Raw genomic sequence first — 20,553 nt, 5'->3', positions numbered from 1 at the left:
TTTAGAACAAACGCGGTATCGATAATGACCACTTTCAAGACCACGGTCGCCCAGCGACTGACCCGTTCCATTAAAGTGAAGGCGGCAACTGCGGTCACCTGCCTTGCGGCCAGCCTCCCCCTGATCGTTGGCGCTAGCGGCACCCAGGCTGCCGGCTACGCTGGCACCCAGTTTGAGATCGAGCTGGTGGTGTTTTCGCGCACCGACGGTATGAACACCTCCCGGGAGACCTGGCCGACAAACCCAGCGCTCTCTTATGACCGAAAGTGGGTAGACTTCAACACTCCGTCCACCGGAGACCCCATGGCGCCGGTATTGCAGCCAGCAGCCAATCAGCTGGGCAATAAGGTGGCAGCCCTGAGCCGGGATCGCGCCTACAACGTCCTGTTTCACAAGACCTGGCGCCAGATTCTTCAAACCGAACGCAATGCGCCGGCGGTAGTCATCAGCGGCGGCGAAGTCAGCGGCGATCATCACCAGCTGGAGGGCAGTGTCACACTCAGCGTATCGCGCTACCTACATCTGAGCACTGATCTGTGGCTGAGCGAGTGGGCGGATCAAGCGGGGAATGGCGGCCAGTGGAATCCAGCAACGGGGAGCAGCTTTCCATCCGGTGTCGAAAGCGCCCCCGCTGGCATCGCGGTACCCGCGCGCCCACGCGCCCCGGTTGCGCAACAGGCGGACACAATGAACGAAGAGCCCATGGGACTGACGTCAGCTGCCAACCAGGGCAACGCACCGAACAGCTACAGCGACACCGCCAGCGGCGGCTTCAGCATCAGCGCAGATCGTGCGGTGTTTCACAGCGAGAGTGGAGAAATCGACGGTATTGGCGCTCCCGCCTTGCCGATGGAGAAAATCGCGAAACGCGTAGCGGTACTGCAGGAAGAGCGCCGCCTGCGCAGCGGTGAACTGCACTATATTGACCACCCCATGCTCGGGGTGTTGATCGAGGTGCGGACGGTGACGCCTTCCCCGGAAGAAGACATCGAACCAACCGGACTCGTCGACTAACCTGGAATTACCGCTCCAGCCGGGGCCGGATTCGCGCACAAAAAAGCCCACGGAATAGCAGTACATCCTGCTACCCTGTGGGCTTTTTTATTGAGGTTGGCGCCAGCGTCGAAGATTCAGCGCACTGCCGACGGCCAACCTAAACGAGGTCGCGAATTACTCGCAGGGAACCACGTCTTCTGCCAGCAGGCCCTTGTCGCCCTGCTGCATCTCAAATTCTACCGACTGCCCTTCGTTCAGGGTCTTGTAGCCGTCGCCGCGGATGCTGCGGTAGTGAACAAAAATATCTTCCGCACCTTCTGAACAGGTGATAAATCCATAACCCCGGGCATTGTTAAACCACTTCACGGTACCCGTAACGCGATCACTCATTAAGCCAACCTCATTTATTGTTATTGCGTTCGCCCCGGTTGCGGGCGACTCGCCTACCCCAATTGCGGTGGCCGTGCCGATAAAACCAAACCTTTAGAGAGAAAGATCTGGAGGCCGGCCACTGTCTCGAAGCACCCATCCGACATGTCGAACAAGTCGTTACCGATTCTTAGATAAAACTGCGCCACTGTCTAGGTTTGCACGTGAAATTAATGTTACTTCCCACCTACAATGCGCAACATATCACCAATTCAGTAACGAAAGTGCCACACTTTTTGACTTTTCATGCTCTAAAGCCCCAAATCTCGAACAAGCCCAGACGCACAAACCTGACATTCGTTGCGCCCCTCTCCGCTCGAAACTCGGGGCATCGAGCATCGATCAAATGACGGCACTCAAGCACTCAGCGGACTGGAGGGTTCGGCACGCCGATCGCCCAACGCCAACTCTGGTATATCCGCGATATGCAAGGTCGACGTTGGGAAGGCACAGGAGGCCCCCTGATCTTCGACAATCTTCAGGATCTTCAGCAACACATCCTGTTTGATTTCGTGATAACGCACCCAATCCGTGGTCTTGGTAAAGGTGTAAATAAAGAAATCCAGTGACGAGGGCGCAAATGAATTGAAGTTTACGATCAGCGTCTGATTGGTATCGATCTCCGGGTGCTGCTCCAGCATCGCCCGCACTTCTTTCACGATGGGCGCCATCCGTTGCGCATCGTCGTAGCGAATACCGATGGTTTCGTAAATCCGGCGGTTCAGCATACGCGACGGATTCTCCACCGAGATCTGGGTAAACACACCGTTGGGGATATACAAGGGGCGCTTGTCGAAAGTACGAATTCGGGTCAGGCGCCAGCCAATATCTTCAACCGTCCCTTCGATTTCCTTATCCGGCGACCTTACCCAATCCCCCACTTTGAACGGGCGATCCAGATAGATCATCAGCCCGCCAAAGAAATTCGCAAGCAAGTCTTTGGCGGCAAAACCGATTGCCAGGCCACCGATGCCGCCCATGGCCAGTATCCCGCTGAGGTTGTACCCGAGCCGTTCCATGACGACCATGCCCGCAGTAATCATGATGGAGGCCCGCACCAGCTTGCCTATGGCACGCACAGTGGTTGTGTCGACGGGCTTACGCGCGTAGCGCGGATCTGCGAGATTCTGCTCAACCTCTTTCGCAAAACGCAGCGCAAACCAGGTAACCACCACGACAAAGCCTATCGCTCTGGGTTTGCCATCCAGCCAGAGCAGGAGTTCTGCCCCGGTCGCGTCACCGGCACGGGCAGCGGCAAACGATAGCCCCAGCAACCAGACCAGGATTGACGCGGGCGGGTTGATCGAATTGACCAGCGCATCATCCCAGGGGTTGACGGTTCGCTCCGCGCGCTCGCGCAGCCGGTTAACAAACAGTCCCAGAACCCAGGACGCAGTAGCCGTGATTAATACGACGACAAATATTTCGGCAATCCAGAAACGATCATCCCCCACCAGAGAGCGCAAAAACGCTGTAACTGACTCCACAAACAACTCCATTAGTTACTGAAATTTATTGCTGTACAAACAAACGTGCGCACCATTTTTAACAAATAAGGCACGGTATTTACATCCAGGAGGCCAGCCACTGCCGGGTTTTCTGCCAGCGCTCACTCTTTTCCAGTGCCCCCCAGGATTGAATTTCCCCGCGGCCGCGCATCCGCTCCAGGCGCTTGCTGGACGCAGGATCCGGTGTAAACCCTTCCAAAGCCTCCAGCACCTCAATGGCACCTGCACGATTATTACAGACCACGCCCATATCGCACCCTGCCGCCATGGCAGCGTGAATACGTTCCCGGTAGCCGCCTGCAGCGCCCGCGCCCTCCATGGTCAAATCGTCACTGAAAATAACGCCATCAAATTTGAGGCGCTTGCGCAGAATCTCCTGCAGCCAGAACCGGGAAAAACCCACCGGATTTTCATCCACCTGAGCAAAACGAATATGCGCCGGCATCACGGCCTCCAGCTCACCGGCCGCAATACTCTCGCTAAATGGTATGCAATCGGAAGACAGCACCTCCTCCAGGGGGCGCTGATCCACGGGCAACTCTTCATGACTGTCTTCGAGCACCTGCCCATGCCCCGGGAAGTGCTTGCCGGTCGTGGCCATGCCCGCGTCGTGCATACCCGCCATAAACGGGCGCGCCTTCTCGGCAAGCTTCAGTGGATCCCGGGCAAAGCTGCGATCGCCGACAATACGGCAGAAGTCGTCGTCCGCATCCAGCACTGGCGCGAAACTGAAGTCGATGCCAACCGCCAGCAACTCCGCGGCCAGCAACCAGCCCACATCTTCCAGTTGCTGTTTATCGGCCCGGGCACTAAGCGCCTGCATTGAGGGAATTCGGGTGAAAGAATCGCGAAAGCGCTGCACCCGGCCCCCTTCCTGATCTACCGCCAGCAGGATTTCAGGACGAAGGGCGCGAATCTCTGCAATCAGTGCCTCCAGCTGTGGCCGGCTTTCGAAATTCCGCGCAAAGAAAATCAGTCCGCCCACTTGGGGATGACGCAGCAGCGTGCGCTCTTCCTCGGTGAGGGTGTGCCCTTCGACATCAATCATTACCGGGCCAATCGGGGTAGACATCCGCATGAACTCCACATTGAATTTAATCGACGTCGCCGGCGTTGTTTCCCGGCATGGGCGCAGTGAGCATGGCTACGGCCGCGGGCGCCAGGCGCGCCAGGGTCTCCTCGAGACTGCTCTGGGCGCCAAAATCTTCCCGAAGGATAGCTTCAATGGCGTCAAAGCTCGAAAGAGAAAAGACCGTAGCGCCAAGCATGAAGTAGAGACGCCAGTAGAAGGTCACCGGGTCAACGTGCGGCAGAGCCGCCGCCAACTGCCCCGCAAAGCGCCGGTAGCTGTCACCGTAGCGGGATACGATAAAACGCCGCAAGTGCCCCTGGGACTGGGTATACGCCAGACCGAGCAATCGCATAAAGCGTTTCGGGTCGCGCCCCTGACTGGCCAGACCGGCCAGCGCCACCCGGTACAGGCTTTGCAGCAGATCATCCAGTTGCAGTGGCTCACCAGCCCCCGCCCTGCGCGCAAGCTCCTGATCGAGAATGGCCGTAAAAGGTGTAAGGAACCGCTCGAAAACAGCCTGAATCAGTTCTTTTTTAGAACCGAAATGGTAGTTCACCGCTGCCAGGTTCACCCCGGCGGTACTGGTGATGGTACGCAGGGAGGTCTCGGTAAAGCCCCGCTCCGCGAACAGGACTTCAGCGGCGTCCAGAATACGATGGACTGTGTCTGACTGACTCATGCCGATTTCACACCAATTCAAACCAACAATTTAAACGCTTGTTTTACCGCGAGACTAGCACAGTCCGCCGACGATGAAACCTGCGCAAGCCATTCTCCACCCCGCGGGAGTACCAAGCTTGCGTCCACCACATTAGAACGAGTGTACAAGTTCTGAAAGCGCCGGGATGGAACTGAAGGCGAAGACAACAAAGCAGTAAAAGAGGAGGAGCACGCCATGGCACGAATCGCTCCGGAAATTGGCAGTTGGTTTGAAAATTTTGATACTGGCGACCTGTTTGAAGTGGTTGCGGTTGACCATCCCGCCCGCACGATCGAAATTCAGTATGTGGACGGCAGCCTGGACGAAATCGAGTTCCAGAACTGGCCGTCGCTACCAGTGATTGGCGCCGCCGCTCCGGAAGACGCCAATGCAGGTTATGGCACCTTTGCCGACGAAATGCAGGATGAGGAAGACGCAGGCTACCGCAGCCCGATCTTTTCTCCCGCGCAAAGCGCCATTGACCGGCTTGAAGGAGATTCGTTTCCGGGTACTGACGAGGGCTACTGACGGATCGCTCCGGCCAGTGCCCGCCGTCATCGTGCTGCGAGTCAACCGCAACCCCGCAATCGGGCAATGATTGCGCGCCCCTGAAATCTGTATATAATCACAGCAACTGTATATAAATACAGACAACAGGAAGGCGCCCATGACAAACCTCACTGCACGCCAGGCTCAGGTACTGGAACTGATCAAATCCTATCTGGATGATACGGGCTACCCGCCCACCCGAGCCGAAATTGCCCAGGAGCTGGGCTTCCGCTCACCCAATGCCGCGGAAGAACATCTGAAAGCCTTGGCCCGCAAAGGCGCGATTGAAATGGTCGCTGGCGCTTCCCGCGGTATTCGAATTCCCGACTACAACAGTGGTTTACCCATTGTTGGCCGCGTTGCCGCCGGCAACCCGATTCTGGCGGAAGAAAATATCGAAGAGTACTGCGAAATTCCCGCGGAATTTTTTCACCCACCCGCGGACTACCTGTTGCGCGTACACGGCATGAGCATGAAAGATGCGGGTATTCTCGACGGCGATTTACTGGCCGTGCAGCGCACTGACAATATTCGCAATGGGCAGATCGTTGTTGCGCGCATCGAGGACGAAGTCACCGTGAAGCGCTTCAAACGTCGCGGCAATCAGGCCACCGTGCAGCTGCTGCCGGAGAATCAGGACTTTGATGTGATCGAAGTGGACATGCGGGACCGCAGCTTTGCCATTGAAGGTTTGGCGGTGGGCGTGATTCGGCAGAACCCGATTTGACAATGGCGGTTCGGAGCGACAAGCCCGCAGGTTTTCTGGATCCCGGCCTTCGCCGGGATGACAAGTCGCCAAACATCCCGTGTCTCGCACTTCGAACATAAAAAAACAGGGCTTTTGCCCTGTTTTTTTATGTCTGCGAATTAACCACAGAATGTTCAGTGAATCGTGTGCTCGGCCAGATCCACCTCTTCTTCCTCAAACGGCTCCGGCTCCATCTCGTTGATGTCCTGTACCGCTTCGATCCCCGCCTCCAGCATGGCACGGGCCACCGCCACCTTGTGCTCGCGCAGGAAATGCTGGCTCTCGTCCGAGAAATGAATACGCACCAGCGGTTCTCCCTTGTGACCAGCGCGTCGCAACGCTACATCACCATTGGACAACTCGATGATTTCGTAAGTCTCGGTAGACATTCACTTCTCCACAAACCGCGTAATTTGGAGCCAGTGTACCACACCCTACCACTCCTGACTGTGGGCCCTCTGGCGCTGGATCAGCTCGAAAAGGGACTGGTACCACTGCTGCACCCGCTCACGGGTGAGAGGCTGGTCAGGGGCCTCGGCCGCGCTATCCAGTTGGCGTACCGGGATGATGGACTGGACGGTGGCAGCAGGTTTGGAGGGCGCCGCCTGCGCAGCAGAACCGGTAGAGCCAGAGCTTACTGAACCAGAGGCGCTCAGTACCCACAATTTACGCCAGGCTGCGAAGAGCCCCGCAAACCAGCTATCGGGGTTTTCTGCGAGACTGACCAGCTCATTGGCTTCACCACTGAATTTGCCACGCTGGGACACCAGGGACGCCAGCGCCTGCGCTGTTTCCGGCTCAGCACCGGCCGCAAAACCCAACTGCATCTGATGCCCCTGCTCCGCCAGAAACGCACGGTAACCACGCCACAACTGCAGCACCGCCGCTTCCAGCAGGGAGGACTCCAGCAACGGCGTATTGCCCGCTTCCGCGCTGGATTGCAGCAGCAGCTGGGCCTTACGCAGCGCCGAAGCGACGGTACCGGTATAGGGATTACTCAAACTGCATACCTCTGGGATTCTGGATCCCGGCCTTCGCCGGGATGACGGATAGGTCTGGATCCCGTTACCGGATCAAGTCCGGCACAGGCTCTTCGCCGGGATGACGGGTCGGCAGGTCTCCGACCAATTACTTGGCCGGGGATTTTTTTGGAGCAGCCTTTTTCTTGGCTGGCGCCTTCTTGGCAGCCGCTTTTTTGGCCGGGGCCTTTTTCGCGGCAGCTTTTTTCTTCGCCGGAGCCTTTTTAGCCGGCGCTTCTACCTGCCACTTGCCATCGCGATAGAACGCCTTCCAACCGGTCGCCTTGCCCTCTTCCTCACTCTGGACATACTGCTCCTGAGTTTTACGGCTGAAGCGCACAACCGTATCACGGCCCTCGTTGTCCTCGGTGGGAGCAGAGAACAGGAAGCTGTACTTGGGATCGATTTCGTCCTTGTGCGGCAGCAGCTCCTTGATCAGGGGTGCGCGGGTTTCGCGATTTTTCGGGAACTGACTGGCAGCCAAAAACAGACCGGAGGCGCCGTCGCGGAGAATATAGGTATCATCCACTTTCTCGCAGGCCAGCTCCGGCATGGGTACCGGATCCATTTTGGGCGGTGCCGGCTGGCCACTCTTCAGCAGCTTGCGGGTGTTCTTGCAGGTTTCGCTGGTACAACCAAAGTACTTGCCGAAACGGCCGGACTTTAACTGCATATCCGCGCCACACTTGTCGCACTCGATGACCGGGCCATCGTAGCCCTTGATCTTGAAGGTGCCCTTCTCTACCTCGAAGCCACTACAGTCCGGGTTATTACCGCAGATATGCAACTTGCGCTGCTCATCCACCAGGTAGTTATCCATGGCGGTGCCGCATTTCGGGCAGCGGCGCTTGTCTCGCAGCTGGCGAGTTTCCGCATCTTCGTCTTTTTCCGCATCTACCGCTTCTTCACCGGACACCAGATTCATGGTGTTGGTGCAGCGCTCCTTGGGCGGCAGTGCATAACCGGAACAGCCGAGGAACACACCGGTGGAGCCGGTGCGGATCTGCATATGCCTGCCGCAGGTACCGCACTCGATATCCGTATCCGTCGGCGCATTGCGACGCATACCGCCTTCTTTATCCTGTGCCACCTCGAGACGCTTGCTGAAGTCGGAATAGAATTCGTTCAACAGGTCTTTCCAGCCCTTTTTACCTTCCGCCACGGTATCCAGAGATTCCTCGAGGCTCGCGGTAAAACCGTAATCCATCAGGTCGGTGAAGCTTTCGCTCAGGCGGTCGGTAACGATATCGCCCATTTTTTCCGCGTAAAAACGGCGGTTCTCCAGGCGCACGTAGCCGCGATCCTGAATGGTGGAGATGATCGATGCATAGGTGGAAGGACGGCCGATACCGCGTTTTTCCAGCTCTTTTACCAGTGCCGCTTCACTGAAGCGCGCCGGTGGCTTGGTGAAATGCTGTTTCGGATCCAGCTGTTTCAGGTTCAGTTTTTCACCGACCTTGATGTCCGGCAACACCAGATCTTCGTCTTTCTTGCTCTGCACCGGCGCGACTTTCAGGAAGCCGTCAAAGCGGATTACGCGGCCGCGGGTACGCAGTTCGAAGTCACCGGCGGTAACCACAACAGACGTAGAAGTGAACTGGGCCGGCGTCATCTGACAGGCCACAAACTGCTGCCAGATCAGGGTGTACAGACGCTCGGCATCGCGCTCCATACCGGACAGCATATTCGGTTTTACCCGCACATCGGAAGGTCGAATCGCTTCGTGCGCTTCCTGAGCGCCCTCTTTGCTGCTGTAGCGGTTGGGGTTTTCCGGCAGGTATTTATCGCCGTAATTCTCACCAATAAATTCGCGCACAGAAGATACGGCTTCGGCGCTCAGATTGGTGGAATCGGTACGCATATAGGTGATGTAACCCGCTTCATACAAGCGCTGGGCCATCATCATGGTTTTTTTCACGCTGAAGCTGAGGCGATTGCTCGCGGCCTGCTGCAACGTGGAGGTAATATAAGGTGCGCTGGGCTTGGAGCTGGTGGGCTTGTCGTCCCGGGCGCTCACGGTGAAGTCGCTGGACTGCAGCGCCTTCAGCGCCGCCATGGCCTGTTCTTCGTTGGTGGGCTTGAAGGCCTCACCGGCCTGCTTTTTCACTTCCAGGCGCAGGGCGTCTGACTTGGCCGTTTGCGTATCGGCAAACAGGGTCCAGTATTCTTCCGGAATAAACGCGCGGATTTCCCGCTCGCGCTCTACTACCAGCTTTACCGCAACAGATTGCACGCGGCCGGCGGAAAGACCGCGGGCAACTTTCTCCCACAACAACGGGGAAACCATGTAGCCCACGATGCGGTCGAGGAAACGGCGCGCCTGCTGCGCGTTGACCCGGTCGATATCCAGGGGGCCCGGATCCTGGAACGCCTCCTGAATGGCGGATTTGGTAATTTCGTTAAACACCACGCGGCGGTAGCGCTGCTCGTCGCCACCAATGGCTTCCCGCAAGTGCCAGGCAATCGCCTCTCCCTCGCGGTCCAAGTCCGTCGCGAGGTAAACGTGGTCGGCGTTGGCGGCCAACTTGCGCAGCTCGTCCACCACCTTTTCTTTACCTGGCAGAATCTCGTAGTGCGCTTCCCAGTTGTGATCCGGGTCGATACCCATGCGCTTGATTAGCTGCTCACGGCTTTTCTTGCGCTTGTAGACCTCTTTGTCTTCGGGCGACAGCTTGCGGGTTTCTGCGGCCCGGCGCGCACGCTCTTTGGGATCCACGGCCTGTTTCGCCGATGCACCGGTAGGAAGATCTCGGATATGACCAATACTGGACTTCACCACGAAGTCCTTTCCGAGATACTTGTTGATCGTTTTCGCCTTCGCCGGTGACTCGACGATGACCAGTGATTTACCCATAAGCTTTTGATTTTTAATAGAAAATTTACTACTCACACACACCGCACCCGATTCGGTTTCGGCAATGCGCTGCGCGAATATATATGCTCCGCCCCCAGTGTGGTCAAGCAAATCGGCGAAATCAGAGTCAAATTGGTTACCAATTCCTGCCTGTTACCAGCGCCTGTGACCGGAGATTCCAGGGATCGTTCAATCGGTTAAAACAGTAGCCCAGATCTGCCACGGGGCCAGTTTTACCACGTGTGACACACGCCCTTTCAGGCCTTTCCGGCCTCACCGCGGGAAGGCTCGCGTATTGCTTCTTCTATTACTGGCCGCTGTGCCGCCAGTGCTTCCTGAATCTTTGCAAACCCGCTCTCACCACTGCGCTCGCGCCACTGCACGCCGAGGCCACTGTCATTCGCAAATATGGCGGTGGCATCGCTTGGCAATGCGGCGATCAGTTCTTTCAGCGCTGATTGTGCCGCCTCAACAGCCGCGCGCCCCTTGCGCCAGTCCCACTGGCCGCTGAAATGCATCTCGTGTGACATACGCTGTAATTCCACCCCCCACCCGGTATGTAACCGGCGCGGGTTACGCCACTGCGAGAAGTAAGTCGCTGCAGTGCCCTGCCCCAGCGCCTCGGGCAGGGGTTGCATCTGCACTTTCAGGCCCGCACTGGCAGCCTTCTGACGCAAATCCGCAAGCATGCGATCGCGACTGCTGGGCTTCAGCCACATTACCGGGCCGATCACCAGGACAACGGCAAATATGACGACAACAATAGGCACCCAACTGGCCATGATGGTTTTCCTGTCAGAATCGAGAGCGAACAATTTACGCGATATCGCATCCCCCCAAACGGGCGCGACACCAATTTTAGGCGCGCATTTTTCTCCGCAACGGGGCGGTTGTGTCAAGCCTGTTTTTTTAAAGTAGACTGAATGAAGCCATCGACGGCCGGATATTTTTCATCCGATTGCCGCTGGTTCATGCATGACTTATACGAAATTCCAACTAAGCGAAATACCAACGGAGATTGAGGAGAGCCCATGTCAGGCTATAAGAACATTCTGGTTGGACTGGATCTATCGGTAGAATCTTCCCAGGTACTAGCGCGCGCAAGTGAAATCGCGGCCTGCTCGGGTGCGCAGATGAGTCTTGCGCATATCATCGAACCGCTGACCTTTGCTTACGGCGGGGATATTCCAATGGACTTGTCCGAAGTGCAGGAGCAGCTTCAAAACCAGGCCAAGGAACAACTGCGCAAAGCGTCGCAGGGCCTGAATATTCCGGCAGATCGTCAATACGTAGTGCTTGGGCAACCGGCAACGGAAATCCACCGCCTTGCGGAAGAAAGTGGCTGCGACCTGATTGTGATTGGCAGCCACGGACGTCACGGCCTGGCCCTCCTGCTCGGGTCTACCGCCAACGGCGTGTTGCACGGTGCCGGCTGCGATGTATTGGCAGTCCGGGTTCACCCACCGAGTGAATAATCGAGCGGACAGGCTCCAGGGCGGGTACTGACGTACCCACCCCAGAAAGGTGGACCATTAAAGGGTTACATGCTATCCAGCTCTGCCCATCGCTCAAATGCCTCTTCCAGCGCCGTCTGCAAGTCCGTCATTACTTGTAGTCGCGCCTGCACCATTCCACTGTCTTGCTGGTAGAAATCCGGAGCGCCGATCTCCGCCTCCATCGCGGCAATCTCGTTTTCCAGTTTTTCGATTTGCGCCGGTAACGCATCCAGCTCTCGCTGTAGCTTGTAACTGAGCTTTTTCGCCTTTGCGGCCGGTTTACTGTCTGCCGCGGGGGGCGCATCCTTGGGTACCCGATCTTGCTCCGCGGATTGCTTGCGCGCCTTCAACTGCTCTTCTGCACTGAGAAATTTGCCACCCTGGCGGACAAAATCTTCGTAGCCACCGACATATTCCCGAACCATGCCCTCGCCCTCAAAAGCAAGGCAGCTCTCTACCACGTTGTCGAGAAATGCCCGGTCGTGGCTCACCAGCAACACAGTACCGGGGAAGTCCAGCAGCAGCTGCTCCAAAAGCTCCAGGGTTTCCACATCCAGGTCATTGGTCGGCTCATCGAGCACCAGAATATTTGCGGGCTGACTGAACAGCTTGGCCAATAACGCACGATTGCGCTCTCCACCACTCAGTGCGCCCACCTTGGTGCGCGCCTTGACACCGGTAAACAGAAAATCGGCGAGGTAGCCCATAACATGCTTGCTGCTACCACCAACCTGAATGTTCTCGCGGCCCTCGGCGATATTGTCGACGACGCTGAGATCCGGATTCAGCACATCACGGCGCTGATCAAAATAGGCGACCTGCTGTTTGGTACCGAGACGAATACTGCCCTGTTGAGGCTCCAGATCCCCCAGCAGCAATTTGATCAGGGTACTTTTACCGACACCATTGGGGCCAATCAGACCCACCTTGTCACCACGCATCAGGGTGAAATTCAGGTCGCGAATCAGTGGTGCCTCTCCGCCCTGTTCCGCGGCACTCTCGCCTCCACTCTCGCCTCCAAAAGCGAAGGTGACGTTTTTCATTTCCGCCACCAGCTTGCCGGACTTTTCCCCGGAATCGAGCGACATCTTCGCTACACCCTGGCGATCCCGGCGCGCCTTGCGCTCGTTACGCAGGGCTTTCAGTGCCCGTACGCGACCTTCATTGCGGGTGCGCCGGGCCTTGATTCCCTGGCGGATCCAGGTCTCTTCCTGGGCCAGCTTTTTGTCGAACAAAGCGTCGTTGCGGGCCTCTTCTTCCAGCTGCTTTTCTTTTTCCTGCTGGTAGCGGTCAAACGGACAGTTGAATACCCGCAAAATACCCCGGTCCAGATCCCACACGGTATTGGCCAGGCGCTGAGCCAGCGCGCGGTCGTGGCTCACAAACAGCAGCGCTCCGCGGTAACTGGACAGAAAGTCTTCGAGCCACTCAACCGCGGCGATATCCAGGTGGTTGGTGGGCTCGTCAAGGATCAGCAGGTCCGGCTCTGTCACCAGTGCCCGCGCCAGTGCGGCACGGCGCTGCCAGCCACCGGAAAGGTCCTTCACCTGCGCACTCTCATCCAGATCCAGGCGGTCCAGCACGCTGTCAATTTTCGCCAACAGCTCCCAGCCGTGGGCGTTTTCGATTTTCGCCTGCAGATCGGGATTCAGATTGTCCCGGTACTCGGCAAGCCAGGCGCCGACATCACCCAGGCCTTCCGCCACGTATCGGTATACGGACTGATCGCAGTCCTCCGGCAGCGCCTGCTCCAGGGTGGCAAGCACCAAGCCGGCCTGGCGGACGATTTCCCCCTCGTCGGGGTCACCCTTGCCGCCAATCAGGCTGAGCAGGCTGGATTTGCCCTCACCATTGCGTCCAACCAGACATATCCGGTCTCCACGATCCACCTTGGCGCTCACACCATCCGCCAGAACCTGCACGCCATAGCGCAATCCGACGCCATCCAACTGAAGCAACATAATTAACCACTACAATGTGTTTGAGACGTTCACACAAATCCGAAGCGGGAAAGTCAGGATGACCCGTCCTCGTTCAAGTTTGTGTCAGCGTCCGTGTAAAAAGGCCATTTTACGCATTATTCTTCATCCCATCGAATAAGCGATTTCGCAATCGGGTTTTCAGTATGTCGATTGGCAGCAAGGGATTCGCCACTCTCTTTACCAGCCTCATGTTCACGGCCGCCGCGCTATTGGCCGGCACGGCCACAGCTCTGGCAGCAGATGCCGCCGAGGCCAAGGCCGCAGTTGCCCAGCGGGAAAAACTGCAGCAGGCGCGCCTTGCCATTGCCAACAACGACCAGCGCCGGTTGAGTGCACTTAAAAAAGAGCTGAAAGACTATCCACTGCTGCCCTATATCGAGTACTGGGAGCTCAGCAAGCGCCTTTCCCGTCTGCCTTACGATGACATAGACGCCTTTCTGGATAAGTATGAGGGCAGTGCCATCGGTGACTGGATGCGTATTCGCGTGCTCCGCGAGCTGGGTGGACGCGACCGCTTCAAGGCCTACCTGAAATACTATGATCCGGAGAAAATCCGCCGCACCCAGCTGCGCTGTTATTACGTCGACGCCCTTTCCCGTTATGGCGACAAGCAGCAAGCTCACGATCTGATCGCAGAATTGTGGACCGTGGGCGCATCCCAGCCCAAAGAGTGCGACCCGGCCTTCGCACGCTGGATGAAGGATGGCGGGCTGACCCAGGAGCGCGCCTGGAAGCGCCACGCGCTGGCCGTACGGGCGGGCAACCTGGATCTTGCCGCCTTTATCGCCCGCCAGCTGGACAAAACCCGGGCCGCCCGCGCCGAGTTGATGCGCGCGGTATACCGCAAGCCAGAGCAGATTCTCAATTACGACAAGTACATCCGTGAAGAACCGGAGTACCGCGATATCGTTGACATCGGGTTGCGCCGCCTGGCGATCAAGGATGCCCCCAAGGCCAGCCAGGCGTGGGAGCGCTTTAGTGCCAGCTACCTATACAGCGATGAAGAGCGCGATGACTATCTGCAGTACCTGGCGCTGCGTTTCGCGCGTCAGGACGACAGACAGGGCCTGCAGGACCTGATTAAAAATAACCCCGGCTTTTACGACTTGCGCACCTCGGAGTGGCTGATCCGCCAGTCCCTGCGCGAGATGGACTGGGCGCAGATTGAGTTCTGGATCGATCAGCTGCCTGCGGAAGATCAAAAGCTGGATCGCTGGCTCTACTGGAAAGCCCGGGCCATCGATGCTCAACTCACCGCGACTGGCAAAAAGGACCCTGCCCGCCAGGCGCTGGCGAAAAAGCTCTACCAACAGGCCGCTGCCGAGCGCAGTTACTACGGCTTCCTCGCCTCGGACACCATTGGCGCCGACTACAGCTTTGTGGACCGCCCCGCCCCCATTACACCGAAGCTCGTCAATGAAGTCGCGGCGAGACCCGGTATGCAACGCGCCCGTGAATTGCAGGCCATCGGCGAGTTCTACCACGCGCGCCGGGAGTGGGATTACGCCACCGATCCAATGACCACCGAAGAGCTGATGACCGCCGGCAAGATCGCCAGTGCCTGGGGCTGGTATCACAAGTCCATCCAGTCGATTCTTGCCGCGGACTATCTGGACGACCTGGAGTTGCGCTTCCCGTTGGCCTTTTCCGATATCGTCAGCGATGTGGCCAAACGCATGGGCAAAACAACAGCACTCAACGACTATCTGGTGCTCGCGGTTGCGCGCCAGGAGAGCCATTTCAGCCACGATGCGAAGTCCCACGCTGGCGCGATGGGGCTGATGCAATTGCTGCCATCGACGGCGCAGGCAACGGCTCGCAAGGCAGGCGTTCCCTACCGGCGCAGCTGGGACCTCCTGAATCCCAGCACCAACATCAACCTCGGCGCTTATTACCTGAATTCACTCCTGAATCGCTTTGACAACAATCGCTTCCTCGCGGCCGCCGCCTACAACGCCGGGCCAACTCGCGTATCGCGCTGGCTGAAAGACACGAATAAGCAACTGCCATTTGATGTGTGGATCGAGACAATCCCCTACAGCGAAACACGGAAATATGTACAGAACGTGCTTTCCTACTCGGTGATTTACGCGTATCGCAGTGGCAACAAGGCGCCACTGCTCAATAAAAACGAGGCGGAAACCAAGTGGTGAAGTGACGGAAGCGGCTTAAAAAAGAAGTGAGAATCAAGTGAGAAGCGAATAAATCAGGCTGGCCTCGCGGCCAGCCAGGTGTCCAGTTCTTCGGCCGTGAACGGCCAGCAAAGCACGTCGTCGGTCGCCCCCAGCCCAACCACCGGGATACTCCAGCCAAACAGTCGGCTCAGTGTTTCATCGTCCGCAATATCCACTGGGCTCAACCGCAGCTGGTATTTGTCGAGCATTGGCCAGATTTCCACCTTGGCTTTTTCGCACAGGCTGCAACCCAGGGTGGTGTAGAGAATCAGGTCCCGTTTCGCCACCGTTTACACCAACCCCTGCGCCTGCGCCCAGAGAAAACCGGCAATGCCAGCGCAGGACACCAAAACGCCCAGCCAAATCCATCCACTGTTACTGCCGGCGGCAGCAGAGTCACCACTGTACCGCGCCGCGTCGGAAGTCAAGCCCTCCCCCTCTCTGACGACGCCACGCTGGTCACCCTGGCGCCCACGATGTATCGCCTGATCCAGTGCCGCGCTCTGGCGGGCTACTTCCGGCATGGCGACCGCCTGGCGCACAGTGGTTTTATCCAGGTCATCCGCCGGACCCACGACACTGAAACTGAGGCTGTCGAAACGGAGCTCATCGCCACGACGCACGCGGGACTCGGTGATTCGCTGATTGTTCAGAAAGGTGCCATTTGCGGACCCAAGATCCACCACAAACAACAACCCTTCACGCACTTCAAGACGCGCATGGCGCCGGGAGAGATGCGACATGGCAAAGGTGAGATCGCATTCGTCCGAGCGCCCAACCACGCTGGTTTCCCGCACCGGGAACACGCGCCCCACAATGGCGGGATGGTTTGCGCGCAGCGCCCAAGACACATTGGCTGCATTGCCGGCAGTTTTCATGCGGGTAATTTTCGGGTCGACCACCGCAAGATTGCTGCTGCCCAGCTGAATCCGGTCGTTACGGCGCAGTGCGCAGCTGCCCTCGACCTGTTTGCCATTGACTGCAATCTGGCCACCGCCAGACAGGTTGCGCAGCGCCAGCTCCTCGCCATCCACCAGAATCTCGGCATGCAGCTTTGCCACAGACGGGTCGGCCAGTGTCAGGTCGCACTGACTACCCCGCCCGATGGTGACCTTGGGTGCCACCAGCCACACGCTTTGGCTGGCATCTTTCACGTCACACAATTTCAACATGGTTTGGGCTTCCTTGAAGGCGCCAAAAGGCGTACAATTTTTAACCAATCATATTGATCGACATGGGCGCCTCTCGTCGTACCGGAGGCCGGTACATCGGTAGAGCCAAGTGTCGATGCACCGAATCTCCGCCAGCCGTCGGCCCTTGGCGGAGAATTTTCACGTTCAGAGTGTCTGAAAACATCGCTGGCAGTTTATCACGGCCAATTTCATTGGCCTGTGATTCCGTTTGCAGCTTACAATGCCCTCAGGCTCTAGTATGGAAGCGCCATTTACCTCGAGAAAAGTCCCAAGCCCACGGAATTCGGGCGTGGGGATAGAGGCAAACAGTATGTTTGGCGCTTTCGACAATAACGACAGGTAACAGGTAGTTGCATACCAGTGAGTGAAGCCAACCTACGGGAACACCCAAGTGGTGTGAGCCAACCCGCCGTCCGCGCAACGACGCGCAGTGCGGGAGCCACCCACACCGGATACCGCCGTGAACAGAACGAGGATGCGTTCTGGGGTGACGAGACCCGCGGAGTCTGGGTCGTGGCCGATGGCCTCGGTGGCCACCAGGCCGGAGAGATTGCCAGCCAGACCGTTGTCGAAGAAATTCAACGCTCCTCCGCCACCGACCGCCATTACGAACAAGCCCTTCGCCGCGCTCACGCCCTGCTCGCCGGCGATGAAAGCAGCAGTACCGCCATGGGCACCACGGCGGTCGTAGTGGCAGAAGATGGCCCCTATTTTCATATTTACTGGGTTGGTGACAGCCGCGCCTATCTGTGGACACCCCCGGAAAAGACTGCCGCCGATTCCGAATCCCCCGACACTGCATTCCCGCACGGTACGCTGAAACAGCTCACCGTGGACCACTCCTACGTTCAAATGCTGGTGGACTCCGGGGCCATTAATCAGGAAGAAGCGGCAAACCACCCGAACCGACATGTCATCACTCGCTGCATTGGCGGCTCGGCCAATCCCAGCCTGGAAATCGACCGCGCGTCATTTTCCTGGGGTAACGGCCAGAAATTGCTGCTGTGCAGCGATGGTTTGAGCAATGACGTTAGCACCTCAGAGATCTGCCAGGTACTGACGGAAAATGCGAACAACCAGCGCGCCAGTGAATTGCTGATCGCTGCTGCACTGGACGCTGGCGGCCGCGATAACATTACCGTGCAGGTAATCAGCGCCCCCCCAAATGAAGCCTCGGGCAAGCCCGGTGAAAATGCGTACAGCGTTGACAAAAATGGTCAGCCCGCGTCAAAAAACCGGAACTCCCGCACATCCGAGCAGCCACCTGTGTCCCGCAAATTTCGTTCCGCACGGGGCAAACTGATCCGAAGAATCGCTACACTTGCGATAATTTTTTCGGCAAGTGTTTACGCGGCCTGGCAGCTGCTGAACGGATAAAAAGGAACGGGCTCGAATGGAAGTAGTCAGCAGCGGCGTCGCTTCGCTGGAAATTCCCGGCTACCAGATCCTGAAGAAAATCAATCAGGGTGGCATGTCTACCGTGTACCTGGCCACCCAGCGCAGTATGGGGCGTCAAGTGGCCCTCAAGGTGATGTCGCCGGTACTCAATGCGGATCCGATTTTCAGCGAGCGGTTTCAGCGCGAAGCCAATATCGTCGGCCAGCTCTCCCACCCCAACATCGTCGCCATTCACGATATCGGCCGTTACCGCAGCCTCAACTACATCGCCATGGACTACCTTCCCGGTGGATCTGTGGCAGATGCACTCACCAAAGGCGCTATCGAGCCTCTGGAAGCGCTGCATATTACCCGCCAGATTGCCATGGCGCTGGATCACGCCAGTAACAAAGGCTATGTCCACCGGGATCTGAAACCGGAAAATATCCTGTTCCGCGAAGACGGCTCGGCGGTGCTCACCGATTTTGGTGTAGCGCGAGCAGTGGCGCGCACCACGCGCATGACCAACACCGGTATGGTTGTGGGCACACCGCACTATATGAGCCCTGAGCAAGCGCGCGGTGCTGCAGTGGATGGGCGCGCGGATCTCTACAGCCTCGGCGTGGTGTTTTACGAGATGTTGACCAGCGCGGTGCCCTACCAGGCAGAAGAGGCGGTGGCCATCGCAATCAAGCATCTGACCGACCCCATCCCGCGCCTGCCGGCACGTCACTCACTGTATCAGGGACTCATCGACCGGTTCCTGGCCAAAGACCCTGAACAACGTTTTCAGCGTGGCCTGGATGTTGTCGACACGATCGATCAGCTGCTGGCCGCCCTGGATGGTAAAACACCGGCGCCAAACACCAAGCTGAATAACACCTCCGTCCGAGTGTCCAGCCTGCTGCGCGCATTGGTCATGACGCTGTACGGCACCCTGTCCGATCGTATTTCCGCGGCCTGGGCGCGCTTGCGCGACAAGCCCTTGCACCAGCAGAATCCGCGCTCGGAACAGCAAACCATCATGCGCCTTCAGCAGGTTATGCAACAAACGGCGCCGGTGAAAAAACGCTCCTGGCTGTACGCTGGGATGCTGGGAGTGAGCTTTACCCTTGCGTGGGTGCTGTTCAGCCTGTTCAGCAATAAGTTCCAGTGGCAGACAGAGTCCGGACTGGTAAACAACGCGATGGACATGACATCGCAAATCCTGCTGCCAACAACCAGCGACACTCCGGCCGTCCCGGATAGCACTGCGAATACCCTACCCGGCCCGGTCCAGGTTGAAAGTGCACCTGGGCCAGTATCGATGGCCAATCAGGTACGCCCTATTCTCAGAGAGGCCAGCACCTCCGAGGCTGAAGCAAAACCAGTAGATGACGTTGCACAAACGGATAGTGACAGCGCAACGGATAAAGTTGCGAGCGACGCTGGCGCGAGTAAGGAGAGCGCCACCGTACCGGCAGTCACAGGCGGAGAAAATCCGGCAGCGCCAGAAGAAACCGTACCCAGCTTCGCACTGATGGTTTCCGCCAAACCGGAAGACGCACGTATCCGCATTATGAATATTGTGCCGCGATATTCCCCGGGCATCGCCCTGGAACCGGGCCGCTACGATATAGAAGTCAGCAAGCCCGGCTACAGCACGGTGCGACGCTGGATTGAAATCAGCGCCGCCGACGTTAACCTGGCGGTGCAACTTGAACGCAAGTTTTTCCCCGGCAGGTCATTCCAGTCTCCCTTGAAAGATGGCGGCACAGGGCCGGAAATGGTGGTCGTGTCCCCGGGCACATTCACCATGGGAAACAACGCGCGCCCGTTCACCAGCCCGGAGCATAAAATTACCATCCGCCGCCCCTATGCGATTGGCGCCCACGAGATCACATTCAACGATTACGATCGCTACGCCAAAGCGAGCGGCCAGGGCCTGCCAGGGGATCAGGGCTGGGGGCGCGGCACACGACCGGTTATCAATGTCAGCTGGCAGGAAGCGAAAGACTACGCGAAATGGTTGAGTGCTCAGAGCGGCCAGAAATATCGCCTGGCGAGTGAAGCGGAATGGGAGTATGCGGCGCGAGCCAGCAGCCAAACCCCTTTCTGGTGGGGTGATGGTAGTGCCCGAGGCAAAGCAAACTGCCGCCGAGGTTGTGCCAGTGAATTCAACTCACTGTTTTCCATTTCCAGCGCGCCGGTGGGCAACTACAAAGCGAACAGTTTCGGGCTCTACGATACCGCGGGTAATGCGGGGGAATGGGTGCAGGACTGCTTCCTCGGTGATTTCACCAACCACCGCAGCGATGCCCGCCCGGTACAGCTGAAAAATTGCGACCTGCGCGTAGTACGCGGCGGCTCCATGCGTGAACCGCTGCGCAATATCAGCTCCGATTACCGTACCGGCCTCAACGAGCAGGCCCGCTCCAAAGAAGTTGGTTTCCGGCTGGTAATGGAGCTATAGCCTG

The 20,553-nt window shown here is 57.9% G+C and carries 18 protein-coding genes; 7 read left to right on the top strand and 11 right to left on the bottom strand.

The window, feature by feature from the left end; genetic code table 11:
- The first annotated feature begins 24 nt into the window (after positions 1-24).
- Positions 25-1,014, top strand: coding sequence for a CsiV family protein (locus ACXAG1_RS01780; RefSeq protein WP_475118760.1), 990 nt, complete (start codon positions 25-27; stop codon positions 1,012-1,014).
- Between the two features lie 156 nt (positions 1,015-1,170).
- Here ACXAG1_RS01780 and ACXAG1_RS01775 read toward each other — a convergent pair whose 3' ends face one another.
- From ACXAG1_RS01775 to ACXAG1_RS01760, 4 genes are all read right to left on the bottom strand, one after another.
- Positions 1,171-1,386 carry a cold-shock protein gene (locus ACXAG1_RS01775; RefSeq protein WP_160153794.1) on the bottom strand — a complete coding sequence of 72 codons (216 nt, stop codon included), beginning with the start codon at positions 1,384-1,386 and terminating at the stop codon, positions 1,171-1,173.
- A gap of 395 nt (positions 1,387-1,781) precedes the next feature.
- Positions 1,782-2,924 carry a mechanosensitive ion channel family protein gene (locus tag ACXAG1_RS01770; RefSeq protein ID WP_475093139.1) on the bottom strand — a complete coding sequence of 381 codons (1,143 nt, stop codon included), beginning with the start codon at positions 2,922-2,924 and terminating at the stop codon, positions 1,782-1,784.
- A gap of 67 nt (positions 2,925-2,991) precedes the next feature.
- A complete protein-coding gene (gene nagZ / locus ACXAG1_RS01765) occupies positions 2,992-4,005 on the bottom strand; it encodes a beta-N-acetylhexosaminidase (protein ID WP_475118759.1) in 1,014 nt (337 codons plus the stop codon).
- Between the two features lie 22 nt (positions 4,006-4,027).
- Complete coding sequence (locus tag ACXAG1_RS01760) at positions 4,028-4,684, bottom strand: TetR/AcrR family transcriptional regulator (RefSeq protein WP_475118758.1); 657 nt, start codon at positions 4,682-4,684, stop codon at positions 4,028-4,030.
- A gap of 216 nt (positions 4,685-4,900) precedes the next feature.
- Between ACXAG1_RS01760 and ACXAG1_RS01755 the strand changes: the two genes are divergently transcribed.
- Positions 4,901-5,233 carry a DUF6763 family protein gene (locus ACXAG1_RS01755; protein ID WP_475118757.1) on the top strand — a complete coding sequence of 111 codons (333 nt, stop codon included), beginning with the start codon at positions 4,901-4,903 and terminating at the stop codon, positions 5,231-5,233.
- 139 nt (positions 5,234-5,372) lie between these two features.
- A complete protein-coding gene (gene lexA / locus ACXAG1_RS01750; protein ID WP_406827658.1) occupies positions 5,373-5,981 on the top strand; it encodes a transcriptional repressor LexA in 609 nt (202 codons plus the stop codon).
- 155 nt (positions 5,982-6,136) lie between these two features.
- On the opposite strand, the gene ACXAG1_RS01745 is transcribed toward lexA, so the two are convergent.
- The 4 genes from ACXAG1_RS01745 to ACXAG1_RS01730 form a co-directional block, all read right to left on the bottom strand.
- Positions 6,137-6,391, bottom strand: coding sequence for a hypothetical protein (locus ACXAG1_RS01745; protein ID WP_475093143.1), 255 nt, complete (start codon positions 6,389-6,391; stop codon positions 6,137-6,139).
- Positions 6,392-6,436: 45 nt separating this feature from the next.
- Positions 6,437-7,003 carry a hypothetical protein gene (locus tag ACXAG1_RS01740; RefSeq protein ID WP_475093144.1) on the bottom strand — a complete coding sequence of 189 codons (567 nt, stop codon included), beginning with the start codon at positions 7,001-7,003 and terminating at the stop codon, positions 6,437-6,439.
- Positions 7,004-7,130: 127 nt separating this feature from the next.
- Positions 7,131-9,875, bottom strand: a complete 2,745-nt coding sequence (gene topA, locus ACXAG1_RS01735) for a type I DNA topoisomerase (protein ID WP_475093145.1) — start codon at positions 9,873-9,875, stop codon at positions 7,131-7,133.
- A 257-nt stretch (positions 9,876-10,132) separates the two neighbouring features.
- Entirely contained in the window at positions 10,133-10,657 is a 525-nt protein-coding gene (locus ACXAG1_RS01730; RefSeq protein ID WP_475118756.1) for a hypothetical protein, read from the bottom strand.
- A 249-nt stretch (positions 10,658-10,906) separates the two neighbouring features.
- On the opposite strand from ACXAG1_RS01730, the gene ACXAG1_RS01725 reads away from it, so the two are divergent.
- On the top strand, positions 10,907-11,350 hold the full coding sequence (locus ACXAG1_RS01725; protein ID WP_475093147.1) for a universal stress protein: 444 nt from the start codon (positions 10,907-10,909) through the stop codon (positions 11,348-11,350).
- A gap of 65 nt (positions 11,351-11,415) precedes the next feature.
- On the opposite strand, the gene abc-f is transcribed toward ACXAG1_RS01725, so the two are convergent.
- Positions 11,416-13,332 (bottom strand): ribosomal protection-like ABC-F family protein, encoded by a 1,917-nt coding sequence (gene abc-f / locus ACXAG1_RS01720; protein ID WP_475118755.1) that lies wholly within the window; start codon positions 13,330-13,332, stop codon positions 11,416-11,418.
- Positions 13,333-13,496: 164 nt separating this feature from the next.
- Between abc-f and ACXAG1_RS01715 the strand changes: the two genes are divergently transcribed.
- Complete coding sequence (locus ACXAG1_RS01715; RefSeq protein ID WP_475118754.1) at positions 13,497-15,506, top strand: transglycosylase SLT domain-containing protein; 2,010 nt, start codon at positions 13,497-13,499, stop codon at positions 15,504-15,506.
- Positions 15,507-15,559: 53 nt separating this feature from the next.
- On the opposite strand, the gene ACXAG1_RS01710 is transcribed toward ACXAG1_RS01715, so the two are convergent.
- Complete coding sequence (locus ACXAG1_RS01710) at positions 15,560-15,814, bottom strand: glutaredoxin family protein (RefSeq protein WP_475093150.1); 255 nt, start codon at positions 15,812-15,814, stop codon at positions 15,560-15,562.
- A 3-nt stretch (positions 15,815-15,817) separates the two neighbouring features.
- On the bottom strand, positions 15,818-16,699 hold the full coding sequence (locus tag ACXAG1_RS01705; protein WP_475118753.1) for an FHA domain-containing protein: 882 nt from the start codon (positions 16,697-16,699) through the stop codon (positions 15,818-15,820).
- Between the two features lie 417 nt (positions 16,700-17,116).
- Between ACXAG1_RS01705 and ACXAG1_RS01700 the strand changes: the two genes are divergently transcribed.
- Together ACXAG1_RS01700 and ACXAG1_RS01695 are read left to right on the top strand one after the other, a co-directional pair.
- Positions 17,117-18,097, top strand: coding sequence for a PP2C family protein-serine/threonine phosphatase (locus ACXAG1_RS01700; RefSeq protein ID WP_475118752.1), 981 nt, complete (start codon positions 17,117-17,119; stop codon positions 18,095-18,097).
- 16 nt (positions 18,098-18,113) lie between these two features.
- Positions 18,114-20,549 carry a bifunctional serine/threonine-protein kinase/formylglycine-generating enzyme family protein gene (locus tag ACXAG1_RS01695; protein WP_475118751.1) on the top strand — a complete coding sequence of 812 codons (2,436 nt, stop codon included), beginning with the start codon at positions 18,114-18,116 and terminating at the stop codon, positions 20,547-20,549.
- The last annotated feature ends 4 nt before the right edge of the window (positions 20,550-20,553 follow it).

This window comes from Microbulbifer sp. ABE4_465 (genome assembly GCF_056160765.1).
This window is presented reverse-complemented; position numbering and strand designations above follow the sequence as displayed.